Here is a 19,015-nt window from a genome sequence, read left to right on the forward strand (position 1 = left end):
TTTGTACTAGTGGCTTGTTTAACTTTTGGTATTGGCTGTGGACAAGGTATAAGCTTGCCTAGCTGCTATTCGTTTTGGGAGCTTCACTTTCTATTTTTAGAAAGTATATTTAATAGGGTTTTGGCTCCCTTTTTTCATATAATTGGATAAAGATTGATTTATATATTTATCCCTGATTTCTGGTTCAGCTACACTTCCAGTAAACTCCCAGCGCCTGCCCCCAACATGGTGCCATTCATGTATATTGTAAACTTCTCTAACAAGACCACGATATGCAGCAAAGGCATATTTCGCCAAATTTCTTTTAGGCCCAACAACCCAAGAAGAGCGAGTAGCATTGTATAGTTTTTCATCATCCATGAATCTTTCATAAAGACGATTAATGTTGATGATAATTGAGGGTTCCTCCTTATCTACAGTTATGACTTGCGCGTCATAATGCTGAATTACTTCAGCTATAGATTTTAATCCCCGCACCCACGAATGATGTCCGTTTACTTCGTTTTTTAAATTCTCCAGTCCTAGTAAGTCGATACAAGCACTTTCAATTTCCAAAGCTTGCTCTTCAGTCAAGCCATGTCTTAAGATATAGTGTTGAACATTGCCAGCTCCAATCTTTCTTATTTCATCTAATTTATCAGAGAGTAATTCTGTATCTAAAGCACATTGAACATGATTAAAAATTCGATTGTTTTTGCCTTTGCCTACATAAAATATTTGCTGCGAAACAGGTTCTTTTAGAATGTAGACATAGTATCCTATTCGTTCACAGACTGCTTGAGTAAATTCTTTTATCATATTTTCTAATTGTAACCGATACTTATTTATAAAATGAGCATTTAGCTGATAATTTATTAAAGAGGTTTCATAATACTCAAGAATCGGAAAAAGTTACATCTGATAATGCTTGTTTCGAATTCTTAGCTGGGAGTAAAGAACTATCTTCACAAGCAACACTACTCTCTATTGTCTTTTAGATAGTTTATATAATTTGTCAAAAGACCATTTATTTGCTGTGCCGCTACAGGATTAGCCGAATGAACATTGAATTTTAATTCAATTAAATCAAGACCTGAATGATAAACTAGCCACTTGGCAGCGGCGTATCCATCAGGAGCTAATTCTCCATTTTCTTCCAACCCTAAATCATTATCAAAGCTGATAAAATCAGGTAGTCCATTAATATTAATGTAGTCTACAAATTCATAATAGCTTCTTACAACAACAAATTCATCTTCCATAGCCTTACTGTAAACCATGTCGACTGTTCTTATATCATCGAGAAAAAGCTTTTTCATTGTTAAAATTATACCTAACCTCAGCCCAAACCCCTCTCCTGTTCTCAGAAGAGGGGTTTGGGGTGAGGTTAATTCAGTGAAATAAACGGCTTATCCGCTATACCCATCGCCGTGGCCGTCGTGGTCAGCTGCTTCAACGTGTTCAGCGTACTTTCGTCGGCGCTGCTCTGCATCATCTTGAGTAAAAGGGCCGATACGCTTAGGTTGCGCACATCCTCCGAGTTCATGCCGAACTGACTCACAAAGCGCTGCAGGTTCTCGCGGAAGTCCACATGCCCGTCCGAGTTTGGCTGGAAGAAGGTTTCCTTCACGGTGTTGAGCACTTCGCTGTTGCTTACAAGGCGGTCCATTTGCTTGCCTTTGGTGATGGAGCCCACAATCTGGTCGAAGAACATGGTCTCGCCACCCACGATGTCTATTTTCGCGGCTTTCAGGGCCTCGGCGATTACTTCGGCCTGCGAGGCGGCAATGTCTTTCTGGATGTGGATGTGCGCCAGTTCGATGGACTTGTCTTTCTCCAGACGCAGCTTGAACTCCTCGTGCTCTTTGCCCACGCCATCGAGTTTGCGCATGGCTTCGGCTTTCTCCTCTATACCTTTGGCATCGACTGTGAACTTCTCGCCTATCACACGGGCCTCTGCCAGTCCGCGTTTCTCTTCCGCTGAAGCCATGTTCTCTACCACGGTGGCCTCGGCTATACCTTTCTCTTTGGTCACTTTGGCGGTTACCATCCCCAGTTTCTCGTCGGCTTCGGCCTGTGCGTTGGCCTTGGCTTTAATTACCAGCGCCTCCGCTTCGCCCTCTTTCTGACGGGCATGGGCTTTGGCCTCCATCACCTGCGCTTCCGACAAGCCAATCGCTGCCGCCTGTGCCGCCTCAGCCTCGGCCATGGTTTTGATGGCCTGCGCACGGTTGTTCGCCGATACCTGCTCTGCCTCGGCGTCGATCAGCATTTGCTTGGCACGGAACTCGGCTGCCTGACGGGCCGCTTCAGCACTCTTAATCTCTTTCACCAGCGCCTCTTCTGCCTCTTTCTCGGCATTCTTGATGGCCACTGATTTCGTACGCTCTGCCTCAGCAAAAGCCTTGGTGTCCTTGATCTTCTCTTCCTCTTCCACCACGGCTTTCTCCACAGTCACACGCTCACGGATGATGCCCTGGATGTTCTTGCGCTCTTCTTCAATGGCCTTTTCTTTCTCGATCTGTGCCAGTGCCACGATACGCTCTTTCTCGTTGGCCTCCAGCAAACGGGCCTGCTCTACACGCTCGGTTTCGATGGCGTCAGTACGCTCCTTGCTGCGCTCAGCCACCAAAATCTGGCGGTCGCGGTTCTGCTCGGCGATCTTCACTTCTTCGTCGGTGGCAATGCGGGCTTTCTCCGCTTTCAGGCGCTCTTCGTGGCGCACTTTCTCCATCTCGGCAAACTCACGCGATTTGATGTTGGCAATCTCGCGCTTCTGCTTCTCCTCGTTCTCCGCCAGCTGTCTTTCGAGCTCCAATATGGTTTCCTGCGCCTCTACGTCCTGCTTCTTGATCGTCTTCTGCTTTTCGCGCTCAATCAGGTTAGCCTGCACTTTCTGCTTGGCCGTCAGGTCGATGATCTTCTTGATACCCTCCGCGTCGAGGATGTTGTTTTCGTTCAGATTCTGGATCGGCGTCTGCTCCAGGTAGTCGATGGCGCAGTCGTCGAGGATGTAGCCGTTCAGGTCGGTGCCGATGGTCTGGATGATCTGGCGCTTGAAATCGTCGCGGCTGTTGTAAAGCTCCACGAAGTCGAAATGCTTGCCCACGGTCTTCAGCGCTTCCGAGAACTTGGCGTCGAAAAGGCTCTCAAGGGCGGAGTGGTCGGAGGCACGCTTACAGCCAATGGACTGCGCCACCTGAATCACATCTTCCGGCGTTTTGTTCACGCGCAAAAAGAAGTTCACCTTGATGTCGGCACGCAGGTTGTCTTTACAGATAAGGCCTTCGGAGCCGGTTCTGGAAATCACAATCGTTTTGAGCGTAATGTCCATCACCTCCAGTTTATGAATAACAGGCACCACGAAGATGCCCGAGAACGATACTTTCGTATCGCCTAGACCGGTGCGCACCATGGCCTCGCCTTGGATGGCCTTCTGGTACATTTTGATAACGATGACAATAAAGCCAATGGCGACTACCGCCAACATGATGACGATAGAAAGGGATAAAGATTCCAGCATGTGAATTAAATGGTTTGGTAAGGTTCTATGAGGTAAAATTTGTTTTCAGCATTGTACTCGAGCACCAGCGCGGTCTCGCCTTTTTGCACGGCAGAGCCCTGAGCGGTTCTGACGTTGAGCAAGAGCGGCGCTCCCGTGGTTTTGACAGCGGCCTGCCCCATGTCGGTGCCATTGGCTGGCAGCACGACGGTGCAGACCTGCCCGATGATGTTGGCGGCGGATTCATGCTCCTTTTCCATGGCGGCAAAAATGCGCACGAAAGGCATGGTCAGGAACTTGGACACAAACAGCGCCGCGATAAAGGACGGAACAAGGTATAGGAGTCCCAGCAGCGCGTAGTCGTGGTTGAGGTAGTAGTTGAGTAGAATGGAAATTGCCCAGAACGGCAGCGCCAGGAAGGACAGAAAGACCATGAAAGGTACCTTGCCCAGGTTAAAAAAGGCAAGTACGGAGTTGAGCCAGGTCACAGCCGAAACACCGTGGGCATCCACTTCGGGCTCCACCTCTACGTCGAAAAAGTCGAGGTCCAGGAAGCCGAAGATGACCGCTAGCCAGTACAGCATCACAAAGGCGAGCAATGCCGTCGGCAGTATGTTAACCCCAGAAAAAGCAGCTTGTAAAAGTTCGTTCATAGGCAAAAAGCAGGTATAAAAAGTATTGTGCTATAAATATAATAGAATATTCATAACAAAGCATATACTAATCTTCATTTTATGGACAGATATCTTGGGTCGGTCCTTTTTTCCCGACAGGGTATGCTACCCCCTTTGCAATTATTACGCCCGTTCGGGAGCTGCAGGAACAACCTATCGAAGCATCCACTCGTCTACCTATGTTAGGTAATTCAATGTTTACCCATAGAGGAAGAAAAAACCTGCTCCAGCATGTGCTGCATGTCCAGCAACCAGAGCCAGGTAGAGAAATTACATTAACGCAATGAGCACAATAGGCTATATTTCAGGAGCTATCTGACCTGGTCCAACCCGTAAAAGTCACATCTCTGGCTCTACCGAACAATTCTGCCAGCATGTAAAAGAATTTCTGCAAGGGCGGCTGCCTGCCGGGCGAAGCTGCCAGTGAACCGTAACGCCCTCAAATGAGCAAACAGGCGTTCCGCAACAGAACTGCCATCCATACAAAGTACCCATTCCATCAAAGGCTATGACTTTAAGTAAGGTCTTTTCAGATGAATATGTTGTAGTTGAGGCCAATCCGGAAAAGGAACTGATTAAGCTTACCTGGTCACAGCACACCAGTGGCCTTCCTCTCCGGGCAGCATTAGAAGAAGCCTTGCAGTATGCGATCCACAACGGAATAAGCCGCTGGCTGTTCGATATGCGCAAACTATGCTATACCACCATTGCCGACCAAAGCTGGACCACCCATACCTTCTTCCCCGCCTTTGACCAGTGGAAGCGTCACAAACTGGCCTGTTTAGTGCCGTCAGACAGATTGGAGCTTCTGCCTGAAAACCTGATACAGGAGGCCATCCAAAACGATTTCCATTTAAGGGATCACTTTGAACTGGAATTATTCACCGAAATTGAAACAGCCGAGTTGTGGTTGTCTGTATAGCTTCCCGTATCTTTGCCATTTCCATAGAAAACGTCAGACTGTTCTGTGTAGCAGCTGACACAGCACTTTCATGCAAGACCGCTACAGCAAAGAGATTATCCCGATCGAAGGATGGGAACGCGAAGAGACTTTCCGCTTTTTCAGCACCTTCACCCAGCCCTTTTTCAATGTGCATACCGAGGCGGACATCACACCGCTCTATACCTACTGCAAACGCCACGGCCTGTCGGTTTCGCTCGCCTATATGCACGCCACCACGCAGGCGGCCCGACAGGTCGAGAACTTTCTGCTTCGCATCCAGAACGGGCAGGTAGTCCGGTATAGCGGATTGGATGTGTCGGCCACTATACTGAAAGACAACAAGCAGCTGGCCTTCACGCATTTTCCTTTTCACGAAAAACTGGCCGATTTCTGTGCCGAGGGCACCGACATCATTGCAGAAGTAAGAAAGAGCCAAAAGCTTTTCCATGGCCACCAAGGCATCGACCTGCTGCATATGACCACACTGCCCTGGTTCACTTTTAAAGGAATGGAACATGCTTTCTCGATCGGTCACGAAGAGCCGGGTATACCGAAGATCGGGTATGGGAAACTGGAGATGCGCGACGACCAGGTATACCTGCCCATCAGCATCGGACTGCACCACGCCCTGGCCGACGGCTACCACATGCACCTGTTCATGGAAGAATTCGAAAAGGTTCTGAAGCGCTATTCTTTGTAGATTTCTACGTATTTATTGCGCTATACCTAAAGCAAGTATTAAACGCAACAATGTTTAAACATTTTCGGCAGATTTAGCTTGCCGTATATAGTGATAACCAATATATTGGGTGATCATAAGATCTCAAATACGACGCATCTTTCTCACCTTTTAACCAACCAATATGTGGCGATCCGTTATCACTGGCACCGGCAGTTACATCCCGACCGAAGTCAAAACCAACCAGGACTTCACCTCTCATAATTTCTACACCGATCAGAACGAACCAATCGGGGTTTGTCCGAATGTAGTGGTAGAGAAATTTCAGAAAATAACAGGTATAGCAGAGCGCCGCTACGTGGCCTCGCACCTCACGACCTCCGACATTGCCACGCTGGCCGCTGAGGAAGCGATCAAGAGTAGCGGCATCGACCCCGAAACGCTCGACATGATCATAGTGGCGCACAACTTCGGCAACGTGATCGAGGGGACCATCCAGTCGGATGCCGTGCCGGCGCTGGCCAGTCGCGTGAAGCATAATCTGAGGATCAAGAACTCCGCCTGCGTGGCCTACGATATCCTGTTCGGCTGTCCGGGCTGGGTGCAGGGCGTGATTCAGGCCGATGCTTTTTTCAAGGCAGGTATGGCCAAAAAGGCGCTCGTGATCGGGGCCGAAACCCTCTCCCGTGTCATCGACCTCTACGACCGCGACAGCATGATTTTCAGTGATGGAGCCGGTGCTTCGGTGGTGGAATACCAGGAAGTGCCCGAGGACGGCAGTGGCATTCTGGCAAGCTGCGCCCGCAGCCATAGTGTGGAGGAGGCCTACTACATCAACATGAACAAGTCCTATATGCCGGACGGCGACCCGCGGGTGCGCTATATCAAAATGAAGGGCCGCAAGGTATACGAGTACGCCATCAAGCTGGTGCCGGAGGCCATGAAGGAATGCCTCGACCTATGCGGCGTCGACATCCGGGACGTCAAAAAAGTGTTCATCCACCAGGCCAACGAGAAAATGGACGAAGGCATGATCCAGGCGCTCTTTAAACTCTACGGCCGTCGCGACATTCCGGAAGACATCATGCCGATGAGCATCCACTACCTGGGCAATAGCTCCGTGGCCACTGTGCCGACGCTATACGACATTGTGCGCAGGGGCCAGGATGAAAAGCACGAACTCAACGAGGGCGACATTGTTCTGTTTGCTTCCGTGGGAGCCGGCATGAACATCAACGCGATCTGTTATCGGGTATAGCAGAAAGTACTAACCGTAACAGGCAGGCCTCGCTACTGGTAGCGAGGCCTGCCTGTTTTTACTAGCTAGCTATAGTTTTGATTTTGCGTAACTTGCAGGATCGGGCGCAACAGAAACCCTTGCGGCTTATGCAGTTTTGAAGACGCTGTCGGTTGCCCAGGTTTAACTTTAAAACTACGATTTACCAACATGAAGAATTTGCTGCTTTCCTTGAAGCCCAAACTTCAGAGTTACTTTTTCTTTAAGAACTTAAAACCAACCTTGCGGTTTGTGGCCCTGGTCGCCACGCCCCTTTGCCTGGTCAACAGCTTTCTGGCAACACAGGATAGCCTCTATTTTTACACAGACTGGGCCACCAGGTTCACAACGAACTTTTTGATTACCTATCCGCAGGCAGTGGTGTATGTCAGCCTCATCAAGTGGTTCGATAGCAAGCGCTAAACTACCTTCTGGAGCATCTTCATCAACTCCGTTTCTTAGCTCAAATCCATGTTGCCATTGGTCGGGAAGATCCTGCAAACCGTCTCCTGCATGCGCTCATAATGCGAGCCCTTCCAGTACACCCGCTTGCATTGTCGGCATTGGTAAAACTCGTTGAAGTATAGCTGTGTATTGGGAGGCAACTGCTCCACTACTTCCTGTTTTTCGACTGGCACAATTTGACCGTTGCACACCATACAACGTGTGAAAGGCCGGATGTAATCTGCCAGCTTATACCTGGTGAATACTTCCCGCAACTGTTCGGCTGTATGTTGGGAGCGAAGCCAGTAGCCGGCAGGTATAGCCTTGTGCTTGAGGAGGTTGACATCGCGCGTGAGCAGGATGCGTTGCTCTTTGCTAGCAATCTGAGTCAGCTCCGGATCGTGCAGGTGCTGGTCGTATACCGTGTCGAAGCCGAGCATGCGCAGGGAACGGGCCAGTGTGCCGAGGTGCACGTCCAGCACAAAGCGCCGCTCCGCTATACCTGTCAGCAGTTCCTCCTCCCCGTTTTCATAAGGGTATACCTCCACCTGATCTTCCGGCTGAAGTCGTTGATCAAAATCTACTTTCTCCCCGTTCGCCATCACCTCCCGCACTTCCACATGGGGCACGCCCATCGCCTCGATCATATCCTTTACCGTCTGGTGCTCCGCGAAGGTATAGCCGAGAGCGATATGGCGTTGGCGGGGCCGCAGAAAGTCATTCAAAGAGCCGTGGAAACGAAAATGGGCGGTATGTGACATTAGGTGCAAGGTATAGCCAGACAGGTATACGCACCCAAACGTAAAAGCGCCCGGGCAAAACCCGGGCGCTTTATCAACTAACAAAAACCAGTCTTTACAATCTTAAATCCCTTAGTTCGCTCTTCTTGTCTCCTCTTCAGCACTGCCTGTGCGGCGGCGAGACGGACCGGACTGCGCCTGTCCGAAGCGGTAGTTGAAGCTCAGCGTCGCTACCTGCGTGTCGCGGCGCTGGAAGAAGTTCTCTTCGTAGCGGGCCAAGGCGGTATAGCCGTTCACTTTGTTCGTAAAGAACACATCCGACACGTTCAGTTTCAGGCTCGCTTTCTTGTCCCAGAACTGCTTCTGCACGCCCACCGACATAAACCACAGCGGGTCCACCTCCAGGAAGCCGTACACCTCGCGGCCACGGTACACACCCACCATTTCCGCCGACCAGTCGTTTGGCAGCTTGATGGTGTTGTTCGAGTTCAGGTTGAAGGTCGGGATGCCATTGCTCAGGTCGGTGTCCGCTACGAAGCCTCTGTAGTGACCGTAGTAAACCGTGGCATTGTTCACGCTGTTGAACCAGTTGCCGATCGAGAAAGGCGCTGTCACCGTTAAACCGTAGTAATCGAGCGAGGCCAGGTTGCGGAAGGTCTGTATCACCAGCTTCTCACCTTCCTCAGCTGGCGAGAGCACGCTTACCATCACATCGTTGGTGCGGCTGTAACTCAGCTTGGTGATGAAGCGCTGATCGAAGGTATGGGTGAGCTCAAACGAGTAGGACAGCTCCGGCTTCAGGAAGGGGTTGCCCGCTGAGTAAGTGCTCGGGTCGAGGAAGTTCTTGAATGGGTTGAGCTGGTTATAGGACGGACGGTTGATGCGGCGGCTCACCGACACACCCAGGTCGTGCTTCTTGTTCAGGCTATAGTTCACAGCGGCGCTCGGGAACAACTGGGTATAGTTGCGGTCAAATTTCTGTCCGTCGGTCAGTTGCCGGCCCTTCGCGATGGTGTTCTCCAGTCGCAGACCCAGTTGCAGCCCCGTCTTTTTCCATTTCTTGTTCGCATTCACATAGGCGGCGTTGATGTTCTCGTCATACAGGAAGTGGTTGCTCTTGTCGGTGTCCAGCACGTTGCCGCCGTTGCTGCGGTCGAAGAATGCCAGGTCGTTGTCAGCCGTCACCAGACTGCTCTTCAGGCCGGCCTCAAAATTACCACCGATGGCACGCAGCGGCTGGCGGTAGTCGGCGCGGGCAGACTTGATGGTCAGGTCGCCGTCCAGGGTGCCGTACAGCAGGTAGGGGTCCCGGATCGGCTCGCCGCTCAGGTTGTAGTAATTAGTGGTGAAGTTCTGCTCGTCGGTGTTGCGGTAGGTGATGTAGTCCACGTCGGCGGTGATCTCTCGGCCCAGGCTGTCGATGGTGTGTTTCAGGTTGAAGTTGTAGGCCTGGTTACGACGGCCATGCTCCACATCGGCACCTGTCACGAAAGAGGATTCGGCCTGCCCCAGTGTGTTGATCACTGCAGAGCGGTTGTTTGTGCCGCGGTCTATGTCCGACACAAAGCCGCTGGCCACCACGCCCAGCACCGTTTTAGGCGACAGGAAGTAATCGGCTCCTACCCTGCCGCTGTGGTTGTTGATCGTAAAGTCGAACCGGTTCTGCTGGTCGTAAGCACCGGTGAAAGTGCCGTTTTCGTCCAGGAAGCGACGGTAGATGTCGAGGTCGTTGAAGTCTTTGCGCAGCACGTAGTTGTAGCTGCCGAAGAGGTTGAATTTTTTGGTGCGGTGGTTGAGCTGCACACCCTGGTTCGACTTGGCAAAGCGGCCCTGTCCGTAAGAGGCGCTGAAGGTGCCGTTGGTGCCCAGGCTCTTGTCGCGTTTCAGGCGGATGTCGATGATGCCGGAGTTACCGGCCGCGTCGTATTTGGCTGAAGGGTTGGTGATCAGCTCGATCTTCTCCACACTGTTGGCCGACATGCCGCGCAGCATATTGGCCAGCTCAGAACCCGACATCGGCACCGGCTTTCCGTCCACCATCACGATCACGCCCTGCCTACCGCGCATGCTGATGTTGTCGTTCTGGTCGATGACCACGCCGGGCGCCTTCTCCAGCACCTCCAGCGCCGTGTTGCCCGCCGACACAATGCTGTTCTGCACGTTCATCACCGTTTTGTCGAGGTGCTGCTCGATCAGGGGTTTCTGCCCTTCGATCACCACCTCTTTCAGCGCCGTGGCAGCCTGGCTCATTAGGATCGGGTTTAGTTTAATCGCTTCGGATGCAGTGGTTACGTTCGTTTCCATAGCCTTCGACTTGCCAAAGCCCACCATGCTGGCCACCACCTTATACCTGCCCACGGCTATACCTTCGAACAGGAAAGCGCCGCTTTCATCGGACAGCGTGCCCTTCACCAGCGAGGAGTCGGCCGCTTTGAGCAGGAGCACGTTGGCATAGCCCATGGGCTTGTCAGTTGTTTCCATCACCTTGCCGGCAATGGTGGCCTGCTGTGCCGAAGCAGAGGTGTACGTAAAGAGAAAAAACAGCAGCAGCCAGTATACCTTGCCGCTGCCTTGAGACTGGAGAGTTAGAGATCTTTTCATGTGCGCTTTGTATTTATTTTCCCATAGTTTAATGTTGCTTATTCTAATTGCGTGCCATCTGTATAAATAACTGATTATCAGTTATTTAAAATAAAATTTAAGTAATAACCACAACCAAAAGTGTTTGAAAATGAACACCTTATTTTGAATCCGGACACATGTCCGTCAGGATTTATAAGCAAAAGAGAGAGGCGGCGGGAAGAAGGTTGCTTTGAGGTTGGGAGAATGGGTCGGAAAAGCAGGGGTTTAACATATTTTTAACGCTTGCCCGTATAAATTGCCTAATATTAAACCGCCATTCCTATCTAACCCACGTCCACGCATGGAGTCTTACTTTGAGCTGCAGAAGAACAACACGAGTATTCGAACAGAGGTAATTGCCGGCCTCACCTCTTTTCTGGCCACCGCCTATATCATTGCGGTGAATCCGGCCATCCTGAGTCAGGCGGGCATGCCTTTTTCAGGTGCGCTGACTGCCACGGTGCTGGTGTCGTTTTTCAGCAGTCTGATGATGGGCCTCTATGCGCGCAATCCGATTATTGTGGCGCCAGGTATGGGACTCAACGCTTTCTTCACTTACTCTGCTGTGCTGGGGATGGGCATTACGTGGCAGGTGGCACTGGGGGCCGTTTTCTGGTCCGGCATTGTATTTCTACTGCTCTCCGTGTTTAAAGTGCGTGTCCTCATCCTAAAGGCTATACCCCGGCCCTTGCGCTATGCCATCGCCGCAGGTATAGGCTTGTTCATCACCATCATCGGCTTTGCCAACGCCGGGTTTATTGTGCCGAATGAAGCCACCACAACGGGCCTGGGCCCGCTCACTCCCTCCGTGCTCACTTTTCTGGGCGGTCTGTTTTTGATGGCGATTCTAGTGACCCGCAACGTGACGGGTGCCATCCTGATAGGCATCGTACTTACCACGCTGGCTGCCTATCCGCTGGGCCGGTGGTGGGCGCTGGATGCTGCCCCGGTCATCAACTGGCAGGGCGTGTTCGCCGCACCCGACTTCAGTTTGGTGCTGCAGCTGGATTTGGTCAACTCGCTTCAGTTTGCGGTTTTCCCCGTTATTTTCGCCTTCGTTTTCACCGATCTGTTCGACAGCCTTTCCACCTTCGTAGGCCTGGCTGAAGCCGCCAACCTGACGGATGAGCACGGAGAGCCCCGCAACGTAGGCCGCTCCCTCACAGCCGATGCCTTGTCCACCACCATTTCTGGGCTGCTGGGCTCGAGCCCCGGCACGGCCTATGTCGAGTCGGCGGTAGGTATAGAGGCGGGTGGCCGCACTGGTCTGACAGCGGTTGTAGCCGGTCTGCTCTTCCTCCCCTTTCTGTTCCTGGCACCGCTGCTCTCCATGATTCCGGCCATCGCTACTGCCCCTGCCCTGGTGCTGGTGGGTGCCTTCATGGTGCGCCCGATCGTCCGGATCAACTGGCTGAAAATGGATGAGGCGATCCCTGCTTTTCTGGCGATGGTGCTGATCCCTTTCACCCACTCCATCTCGCAGGGTATTATCTGGGGTTTTCTGAGTTGGGCTGTTTTGAAAGTCGCAACCGGCCAGAGCCGCAGCATTCCGGTTACACTGTGGGTAATCATCGCCTTTTGTGTTTTGGCACTTGTGATGCAGACGCATTGATGGTGGCGTTGTAGTAGCGGGTATAGCCATTAATGGCGCGAGCGTCCTCGCCCGTGTCTGCTTTCGTGAGGCCTCTGGCCCTGGTATAGATATAATTAATAGCTGGCTCTTAGTATGCTCGCGTCCCGCGAGTGTGAGCTAGCGGGCGGACTCTGGCCGGTGGTGCATAGTACCGGTATACTTGTATCTGGTGCGGTTGCAGGTATAGCAACTTGTTTCATAGCTTGCCTTGCCCGGCGGGCTAGTGCTACGCCTGTGCGGCGGGCACCTACTTTTTTTCTTGACAAAAAAAGTAGGCAAAAAAGTCAAGACGATTTTAAACTCGCTGACCGCTCAAACACAAAATCGTCGCTGGTGCACCGGGCTGATGTCATTGCTTTGTAGCAACTGTTGTAAGGATGTCGGTGCTACACCTACTTCTCCATGTCATCTCGACCAGCGGGAGAGATCTGAAGTTTCAAGTCGGCAGCAGGCTCCAGATTTCTCACTAGCGTTCGAAATGACAGAATCATACCTGCCGATGGGCATTTGTTAAAGCGCTTTTACCTGAAAAGTGGCAGCGGCTAAAGTCCTCCTCCTGTTTTTAGGAGAGGTTAGGGGAGGTTGGACCCGGTACTGCAGAAAAGTCCCCCTTCGAAGGGGGCAGGGGGATGACACATTTCAACAGGTACTGAAGCTACAATACCACAGCGTCTACTTGCGGGAACATAGATGTCCGAAAGAGCAGAATGGACGCAAGCGGAGCTATTTAGCTCCCCTCCTGTTTTTGGGGCCGGGGCCCTCGACAAAGAAGGGGCTGGGGGAGGTTTTCAAGGGCTGGGGTGGGGTTCTCCGGTCTCTGCACGAAAATCCTGCAAATCCTCCGGTCCTGAATATCCCGATTCATACTATCTCTTCTATATTCCCAACAAATCCTTAATTTAGGGGCTTTCAATCCGAGACTCTATGATCAGAAAATTTGCTCTGGCAGCACTGCTGACCGCCGGATCGGCGTTTTCGGCGGCTGCGCAGGACGCACCCTCCTGGATGCGTTACCCTGCCATCTCCCCTGATGGCAAAACCATCGTTTTCACCTATCAAGGTGACCTCTATACCGTTCCGGCTGCGGGTGGCACAGCTACGCCGCTCACGCTGCACGAGGCGCATGACTTCATGCCTGTGTGGAGCCACGACGGCAAGTCCATCGCCTTTGCCAGCGACCGCTACGGCAACTTCGACATCTTTGTGATGCCGGCCACGGGTGGTGCTGCCCAGCGCATCACCTTCCACTCGGCCAATGAATTCCCCTACGAGTTCAGCCACGACAACAAAACGGTCTACTTCGGCTCTAGCCGCCTCGACGCGGCCAGCAACCGCCAGTATCCGACTGCCTATCACTCAGAACTCTACCAGGTAGCCGTAACAGGCGGCCGCGTGAAGCAGGTGCTTACGACGCCAGCCGAGGATGTGAAGCTGAGCCGCGATGGTAGCACTATGCTCTACCATGACAGAAAAGGCGGCGAGAACCAGTGGCGCAAGCACCACGTGTCTTCCGTAGCCCGCGACATCTGGTCCTACGACACCAAGACGGGCAAGCACACCAAGCTGACGACCTACGAAGGCGAAGACCGCAACCCGGTGTTTGCCGATAACGAAAAGTCCATTTACTTCCTGAGCGAGGCCAGCGGCACTTTCAACGTGTACCGGATGGCGGCCCAGGGCCCTGCCAAACCAGAGCAGGTGACTAACTTCGAGAAGCACCCGGTTCGCTTCCTGTCTGCTGCCAAGGACGGTACGCTCTCCTTCAGCCAGAACGGCGAGCTCTATACCAAAAAGCCAAACGGACAGGCGCAGAAAGTGAGCGTCCGCATTGCGACTGATGCCCGAAACAATAACGAGAGCATTCTGAAAGTGGGCAATGGCATCAGCGACCTGGCGGTGTCGCCTAACGGAAAAGAAGTGGCCTTCATCTACCGCGGCGAGGTGTTTGTGAGCGCTGTGGAAGGTTCCGTGACCAAGCGCATCACCAACACGCCGGAGCAAGAGCGCAGCGTGAGCTTCTCCCCGGATGGCAAATCGCTACTCTACGCAAGCGAGCGCGGCAAGAGCTGGAAGATCTACAAAACGGACATCGTGCGTTCGGAGGAGCCTTACTTCTACGCCTCTACCCTCCTCAAAGAAACGCCCCTGATCGAAAACGACAAGGAAAACTACGATCCGCAGTACTCTCCGGACGGCAAGGAGGTTGCCTTCCTGGAAAACCGCGCTACCTTGAAGATTCTGAACCTGGCCAGCAAGCAGGTGCGCACGCTGCTCACCACACAGGAGCTCTTCTCGATGCGCGACAACGACCAGTACTACAGCTGGAGCCCGGACGGCAAATGGATTCTGTTCGAGTACTCGGAGCCTGGTTTTGCAAACGGCGAGGTCGGCATCATCGCGGCTGACGGCAAAGGCAAGAAGATCAACCTGACCGAAAGCGGCTACAACGACTACGCGCCGAAATGGATGATGAACGGCAAGATGATGATCTGGAACAGCAACCGCGACGGCATGCGCAGCCAGGCCAACAGCGGCGGCGCCCAGGCCGACGTGTATGCCCTGTTCTTCACCCAGGATGCTTTTGACAAGTTCAGACTCAGCAAGGAGGATTATGTCCTTGTAAAAGAGCAGGAAGAAAAAGCGGCGAAAGACAAGGAGAAAGAAAAAGAGCAGGACAAGAATAAGAAGAAAGCGAAAAAAGAAGAGGCTCCTAAAAAAGAAGCGCTGCAGATCGACTGGGACGGCATCACCAACCGCAAAGCGAAACTGACGCTACACTCCTCCAGCCTGTCTGACGCCCTGGTGTCGAAAGACGGCGAGACGCTCTACTACCTGGCCCGCTTTGAAAAAGGCTTCAACCTGTGGTCGACGAGCCTGCGCAGCAAGGAAACCAAAATGCTAGTGACCCTGAACGCCAACCGCGCCCGTATGGTGTGGGACAAAGAGCAGAAGAACCTCTTCCTGGAGTCAGATGGTAAGATTATCAAATTGGACCCGGCCACAAGCAAGCAGGAAACCGTGAAAGTGGACGGCGAGATGAACTTGGATGTTGCCGCGGAGCGTGCCTTTATGTTTGAGCACGTATGGCGCCGCACCAAGCAGACCTTTTACACCGCCAACCTCCACAACACCAAGTGGGACGAGCTGAAAGCTGATTACGAGAACTACCTGCCGCACATCAGCAACGACCACGAGTTTGCCGAGATGCTGAGCGAACTGCTGGGCGAGCTGAACGTGTCGCACTCGGGTGCCAGCTTCTTCAAAAACGATCCGAACGGCGATGCCACGGCCTCGTTGGGCATCTTCTACGACCAGACCTATACCGGCAACGGCATCAAGCTGGACGAGATCATCGTGGGCGGTCCGCTCGATAAGGCCGGCCTGAACCTGAAGCCGGGCATGATCATCGAGAAGATCGACGGCGAGACGATTACTCCAGACAAAGACCTGTCGCAGTACCTGAACCGCAAAGCAGGTAAAAACACCCTGCTGACCGTAACGGACGCCAACGGCAAGAACAGCCGTGACATCACCGTGAAGCCAATTACACTGGGCGAAGAGAACCCGCTGCTCTACAAGCGCTGGGTGCGCCGCAATGCCGAGGAAGTAGATCGCTTGAGCAACGGCCAGTTGGGCTACGTGCACATCCCGGGCATGAACGATCCGAGCTACCGCACCGTGTACGAAGAGGTGATGGGCAAGTACGCCAACCGCAAAGGCATGGTCGTGGACACCCGCAACAACGGCGGCGGTGACCTGGTAGCCGATCTGGCCATGTTCCTGAGCGGCAAGAAGTTCCTCGACTATACCACCGACACCCGCTCCACTGGTTTTGAGCCATCGTTCCGCTGGACCAAGCCGAGCATCGCGCTGGCCAACGAAGCCAACTACAGCGACGGCCACTGCTTCGCCTACAGCTACATCGACCTGAAACTGGGCAAGCTGGTAGGTATGCCGGTGCCGGGCACCTGTACCTTCGGCGGCTGGGCCATGCTGCAGAACGGCAGCGTGCGCTGGGGCGTGCCGCCGCTGGGCGTGAAGGACATCCAGGGCCAGTACCTGGAGAACCTGCAGACCGAGCCAGACGTGAAAGTAGCCAACGAATACGAGCTGGTGAGCAAAGGCAAAGACCAGCAGCTGGAGGCAGCCGTGAAAGAGCTGCTCAAGGACATAGAAGCACAGGGAAGCGCTCAGAACTAACGCTCCCTCAGGTATAGCAAAAGCCCCGGCATGAGTCGGGGCTTTTGTTTTGTATGGCTTTTTTCTCTTTCAGTGCTTTCCACTTGAACATTTTGCTGTCATTTCGACCTGGGGGTAGGGGCGCTATATTTGGGAGAAATCTGAAATAGTATTGATGCACTGTGTAAATCCAGATCTCTCCATGCTGTCGAGATGACAGGGTGGGCTCTACATCCTTTAATGAGAATGGCGTTCTTCAACTTACCAGACTTTTAGTTAACTTAGAGAGTATAACTATACCTTTAGCCGCATGCAAGAGATTTACGACACTATCGTGATTGGCGGTGGACAAAGTGCCCTGGCCTGCGCCTACTACCTCCGCCGAGCGGACCTGAACTACGTACTGCTGGACGATCAGCCGGCGCCGGGTGCTTCCTGGCGCAGTTACTGGGATTCCCTCACCCTCTTCTCCCCTGCCATGTTCAGCAGTCTGCCCGGCTGGCTGATGCCCGAGAGTACAAGCGAGAATCCCTTACGGGAAGAAGTGATCTCCTACCTCACACAGTACGAACAGCGGTATGCTATACCTTTGGAGCGGCCGGTGCGGGTGCAGGATGTGTGCCACAAAGATGGGCTGTTTGAGATCCGGTGCGACCAAAGGCTATACCTTGCCCGCACCGTCATCAGCGCTACCGGCACCTTCCGCGATCCGATTGTTCCGCATTACAAAGGTTCTAAGCAATATGAAGGCCTTCAGTTTCACTCCTCCCAATATAAATCGCCGGAAACGCTGGCAGGAAAACGGGTGCTGATCGTTGGCGGTGGCAACTCGGGTGCGCAGATCCTAGCGGAAGTATCGAAAGTGGCGGATACGAGCTGGGTGACGCTGGAAGAGGTTTCTTTTCTGCCCGATGATGTGGACGGGCGTGTGCTCTTCGACCAGGCCTCAGCCCGCTATTATGCTATGCAAAAAGGCGAACCCATCGACCCCTACAGGTATAGTCTGGGCAGCATTGTGATGGTGCCGACTGTGAAAGAGGCCCGTACGCGCGGCGTGCTGCAGACGGTGCGGCCTTTCGAACGCTTCACGGCAACGGGCGTGGTATGGCCGGATAGCCAGGAAGAAGTAATAGATGCCGTGATCTGGTGCACCGGCTTTGGGTATGCCCTCGATCACCTGGCCTGCCTGCAGCTGCAGCGTGACCCAAAGGGAAAAACAGCTGTAGAGGGCACCCGATCAATACAGCAGCCGGGCCTCTGGCTAGTGGGCTACGGCAACTGGACCGGCTTTGCCTCCGCTACACTCATCGGGGTGGGCCGGAGTGCCCGCCAGACGGTGGCAGAGATAGAAAAGTACCTGGAGCAGGTATAGCAGGTTAGAGGTATAACGACCTTCTATTTAACATAAAAGCGAAACTATAAACTCAATCTCGTTAAGCGGGATGCACATCCAGTTCTTTGATCTCGTTCTTATAGGCCGGTGGCAGGATCAGGGATTTAAGCAGCCAGTCGGCGCGCAGGTGGCGACTGAGTTTATATACCTGCAGCACTGGCTTCAGTGCCGACCATTTGCCGAGGGCAAGCTGCTCGCGCACGGTATCAGGCACAATCAACTTCTGCCCCTCCAGTAACAGCCTATACCTGACAGGCCCCAGGTGCTTGCGGTACTGCTTGTACAAGTCGGTTGTGAAATGGCTGGGCGCCAGGTTTTCCTCCAGGTGGCGCTGTCGCATGTGTAGCCAGGTTGGGTAATCGTCCGGCAGCCCCTGCAGGCCCATGCGGGCACCCACCCGCCAGAACACCTCAAACACATGCTCTTTTTCAAGCTCGGTCAACGGCCGCTCCAGCAACTCAAAAGAACGGATGGAATAGTCGATGAGCATAAAGAGCACGTCGCGGTAGGCCCAGTCAGGTATGGCCATGCCGCGTTTTGCCTCCACCCCTGCGTGTATCTTGGCCATGGTATCGATTGCCTTGTGCGCTCCTTCCATGCTGGAGAAAACGATCTGCCGGGCATAGCCAACCGTCGAGAACAGGCGCCCCAGCGGATCCGCGGGCAACCTTCCGGTGAAATAGAGCCAGTCCACTGCCTTGTTGAGGGCGAACTCGGCAGAGGCGCCTGCAAAAATAAACAGGATGGTATCGCCCTTTCCCCAGATCTCGCGCACCACGCTGCCTTGCTTTACAAAATATTCCATATGGAGAGAACAAAGGGATAGGTCAAAATGTGCTGACTGAAGTGCTATTTCCTTTATAAAGTGCTTTGTTTAACACAGGGCAACTTTATTAGTCTGAAAATCAAATACATATATAAAAAGATATACTTATTTTAAGAAACAGGGCT

Annotated in this window: 14 protein-coding genes; 7 read left to right on the top strand and 7 right to left on the bottom strand. The window is 52.9% G+C overall.

Annotation, left to right across the window (positions count from 1 at the left end):
* Window positions 1-96: 96 nt before the first annotated feature.
* From B0B12_RS06925 to B0B12_RS06940, 4 genes are all read right to left on the bottom strand, one after another.
* Complete coding sequence (locus B0B12_RS06925) at window positions 97-798, bottom strand: LEM-3-like GIY-YIG domain-containing protein (RefSeq protein WP_076666904.1); 702 nt, start codon at window positions 796-798, stop codon at window positions 97-99.
* A 158-nt stretch (window positions 799-956) separates the two neighbouring features.
* Complete coding sequence (locus B0B12_RS06930) at window positions 957-1,298, bottom strand: cyclic-phosphate processing receiver domain-containing protein (RefSeq protein WP_076666905.1); 342 nt, start codon at window positions 1,296-1,298, stop codon at window positions 957-959.
* Window positions 1,299-1,366: 68 nt separating this feature from the next.
* Window positions 1,367-3,502, bottom strand: coding sequence for a flotillin family protein (locus tag B0B12_RS06935; RefSeq protein ID WP_076666907.1), 2,136 nt, complete (start codon window positions 3,500-3,502; stop codon window positions 1,367-1,369).
* Window positions 3,503-3,507: 5 nt separating this feature from the next.
* Entirely contained in the window at window positions 3,508-4,134 is a 627-nt protein-coding gene (locus B0B12_RS06940) for an OB-fold-containig protein (protein WP_076666909.1), read from the bottom strand.
* Window positions 4,135-4,663: 529 nt separating this feature from the next.
* Between B0B12_RS06940 and B0B12_RS06945 the strand changes: the two genes are divergently transcribed.
* The 4 genes from B0B12_RS06945 to B0B12_RS06960 all read left to right on the top strand — a co-directional run bounded on the left by B0B12_RS06945 (window position 4,664) and on the right by B0B12_RS06960 (window position 7,476).
* Entirely contained in the window at window positions 4,664-5,077 is a 414-nt protein-coding gene (locus tag B0B12_RS06945; protein WP_076666910.1) for a hypothetical protein, read from the top strand.
* Between the two features lie 70 nt (window positions 5,078-5,147).
* The gene (locus B0B12_RS06950) at window positions 5,148-5,798 is read left to right on the top strand and encodes a CatA-like O-acetyltransferase (protein ID WP_076666912.1); all 651 of its coding nucleotides are present in this window, start codon (window positions 5,148-5,150) and stop codon (window positions 5,796-5,798) included.
* Window positions 5,799-5,961: 163 nt separating this feature from the next.
* A complete protein-coding gene (locus B0B12_RS06955) occupies window positions 5,962-7,035 on the top strand; it encodes a 3-oxoacyl-ACP synthase III family protein (protein ID WP_076666914.1) in 1,074 nt (357 codons plus the stop codon).
* A 189-nt stretch (window positions 7,036-7,224) separates the two neighbouring features.
* Entirely contained in the window at window positions 7,225-7,476 is a 252-nt protein-coding gene (locus tag B0B12_RS06960; RefSeq protein ID WP_076666915.1) for a hypothetical protein, read from the top strand.
* Between the two features lie 35 nt (window positions 7,477-7,511).
* Here the strand turns inward: B0B12_RS06960 and B0B12_RS06965 are convergent, their stop codons facing one another.
* Both B0B12_RS06965 and B0B12_RS06970 read right to left on the bottom strand, forming a co-directional pair.
* Window positions 7,512-8,258: a Mut7-C RNAse domain-containing protein gene (locus B0B12_RS06965; protein ID WP_076666917.1), complete on the bottom strand. Its 747-nt coding sequence runs from the start codon at window positions 8,256-8,258 to the stop codon at window positions 7,512-7,514.
* 111 nt (window positions 8,259-8,369) lie between these two features.
* Entirely contained in the window at window positions 8,370-10,838 is a 2,469-nt protein-coding gene (locus B0B12_RS06970) for a TonB-dependent receptor (protein WP_076666919.1), read from the bottom strand.
* Between the two features lie 322 nt (window positions 10,839-11,160).
* Between B0B12_RS06970 and B0B12_RS06975 the strand changes: the two genes are divergently transcribed.
* From B0B12_RS06975 to B0B12_RS06990, 3 genes are all read left to right on the top strand, one after another.
* Window positions 11,161-12,471 carry an NCS2 family permease gene (locus B0B12_RS06975; protein WP_076666921.1) on the top strand — a complete coding sequence of 437 codons (1,311 nt, stop codon included), beginning with the start codon at window positions 11,161-11,163 and terminating at the stop codon, window positions 12,469-12,471.
* A 945-nt stretch (window positions 12,472-13,416) separates the two neighbouring features.
* A complete protein-coding gene (locus tag B0B12_RS06985; RefSeq protein WP_076666925.1) occupies window positions 13,417-16,692 on the top strand; it encodes a S41 family peptidase in 3,276 nt (1,091 codons plus the stop codon).
* Window positions 16,693-16,981: 289 nt separating this feature from the next.
* A complete protein-coding gene (locus B0B12_RS06990) occupies window positions 16,982-18,043 on the top strand; it encodes an ArsO family NAD(P)H-dependent flavin-containing monooxygenase (RefSeq protein WP_076666927.1) in 1,062 nt (353 codons plus the stop codon).
* Between the two features lie 61 nt (window positions 18,044-18,104).
* On the opposite strand, the gene B0B12_RS06995 is transcribed toward B0B12_RS06990, so the two are convergent.
* Window positions 18,105-18,869 carry an oxygenase MpaB family protein gene (locus tag B0B12_RS06995; RefSeq protein ID WP_076666928.1) on the bottom strand — a complete coding sequence of 255 codons (765 nt, stop codon included), beginning with the start codon at window positions 18,867-18,869 and terminating at the stop codon, window positions 18,105-18,107.
* Window positions 18,870-19,015: the final 146 nt, after the last annotated feature.

Source organism: Pontibacter indicus (genome assembly GCF_900156345.1).
Classification (GTDB): domain Bacteria; phylum Bacteroidota; class Bacteroidia; order Cytophagales; family Hymenobacteraceae; genus Pontibacter; species Pontibacter indicus.

Excerpts from the sequence above, each read along its gene's own strand:
- B0B12_RS06940 (WP_076666909.1), bottom strand. The coding sequence starts at position 4,134 with ATGAACGAACTTTTACAAGCTGCTTTTTCTGGGGTTAACATACTGCCG.
- B0B12_RS06955 (WP_076666914.1), top strand. The coding sequence starts at position 5,962 with ATGTGGCGATCCGTTATCACTGGCACCGGCAGTTACATCCCGACCGAA.
- B0B12_RS06930 (WP_076666905.1), bottom strand. The coding sequence starts at position 1,298 with ATGAAAAAGCTTTTTCTCGATGATATAAGAACAGTCGACATGGTTTAC.
- B0B12_RS06975 (WP_076666921.1), top strand. The coding sequence starts at position 11,161 with ATGGAGTCTTACTTTGAGCTGCAGAAGAACAACACGAGTATTCGAACA.
- B0B12_RS06995 (WP_076666928.1), bottom strand. The coding sequence starts at position 18,869 with ATGGAATATTTTGTAAAGCAAGGCAGCGTGGTGCGCGAGATCTGGGGA.
- B0B12_RS06935 (WP_076666907.1), bottom strand. The coding sequence starts at position 3,502 with ATGCTGGAATCTTTATCCCTTTCTATCGTCATCATGTTGGCGGTAGTC.
- B0B12_RS06950 (WP_076666912.1), top strand. The coding sequence starts at position 5,148 with ATGCAAGACCGCTACAGCAAAGAGATTATCCCGATCGAAGGATGGGAA.
- B0B12_RS06990 (WP_076666927.1), top strand. The coding sequence starts at position 16,982 with ATGCAAGAGATTTACGACACTATCGTGATTGGCGGTGGACAAAGTGCC.
- B0B12_RS06970 (WP_076666919.1), bottom strand. The coding sequence starts at position 10,838 with ATGAAAAGATCTCTAACTCTCCAGTCTCAAGGCAGCGGCAAGGTATAC.
- B0B12_RS06965 (WP_076666917.1), bottom strand. The coding sequence starts at position 8,258 with ATGTCACATACCGCCCATTTTCGTTTCCACGGCTCTTTGAATGACTTT.
- B0B12_RS06985 (WP_076666925.1), top strand. The coding sequence starts at position 13,417 with ATGATCAGAAAATTTGCTCTGGCAGCACTGCTGACCGCCGGATCGGCG.
- B0B12_RS06945 (WP_076666910.1), top strand. The coding sequence starts at position 4,664 with ATGACTTTAAGTAAGGTCTTTTCAGATGAATATGTTGTAGTTGAGGCC.
- B0B12_RS06925 (WP_076666904.1), bottom strand. The coding sequence starts at position 798 with ATGATAAAAGAATTTACTCAAGCAGTCTGTGAACGAATAGGATACTAT.
- B0B12_RS06960 (WP_076666915.1), top strand. The coding sequence starts at position 7,225 with ATGAAGAATTTGCTGCTTTCCTTGAAGCCCAAACTTCAGAGTTACTTT.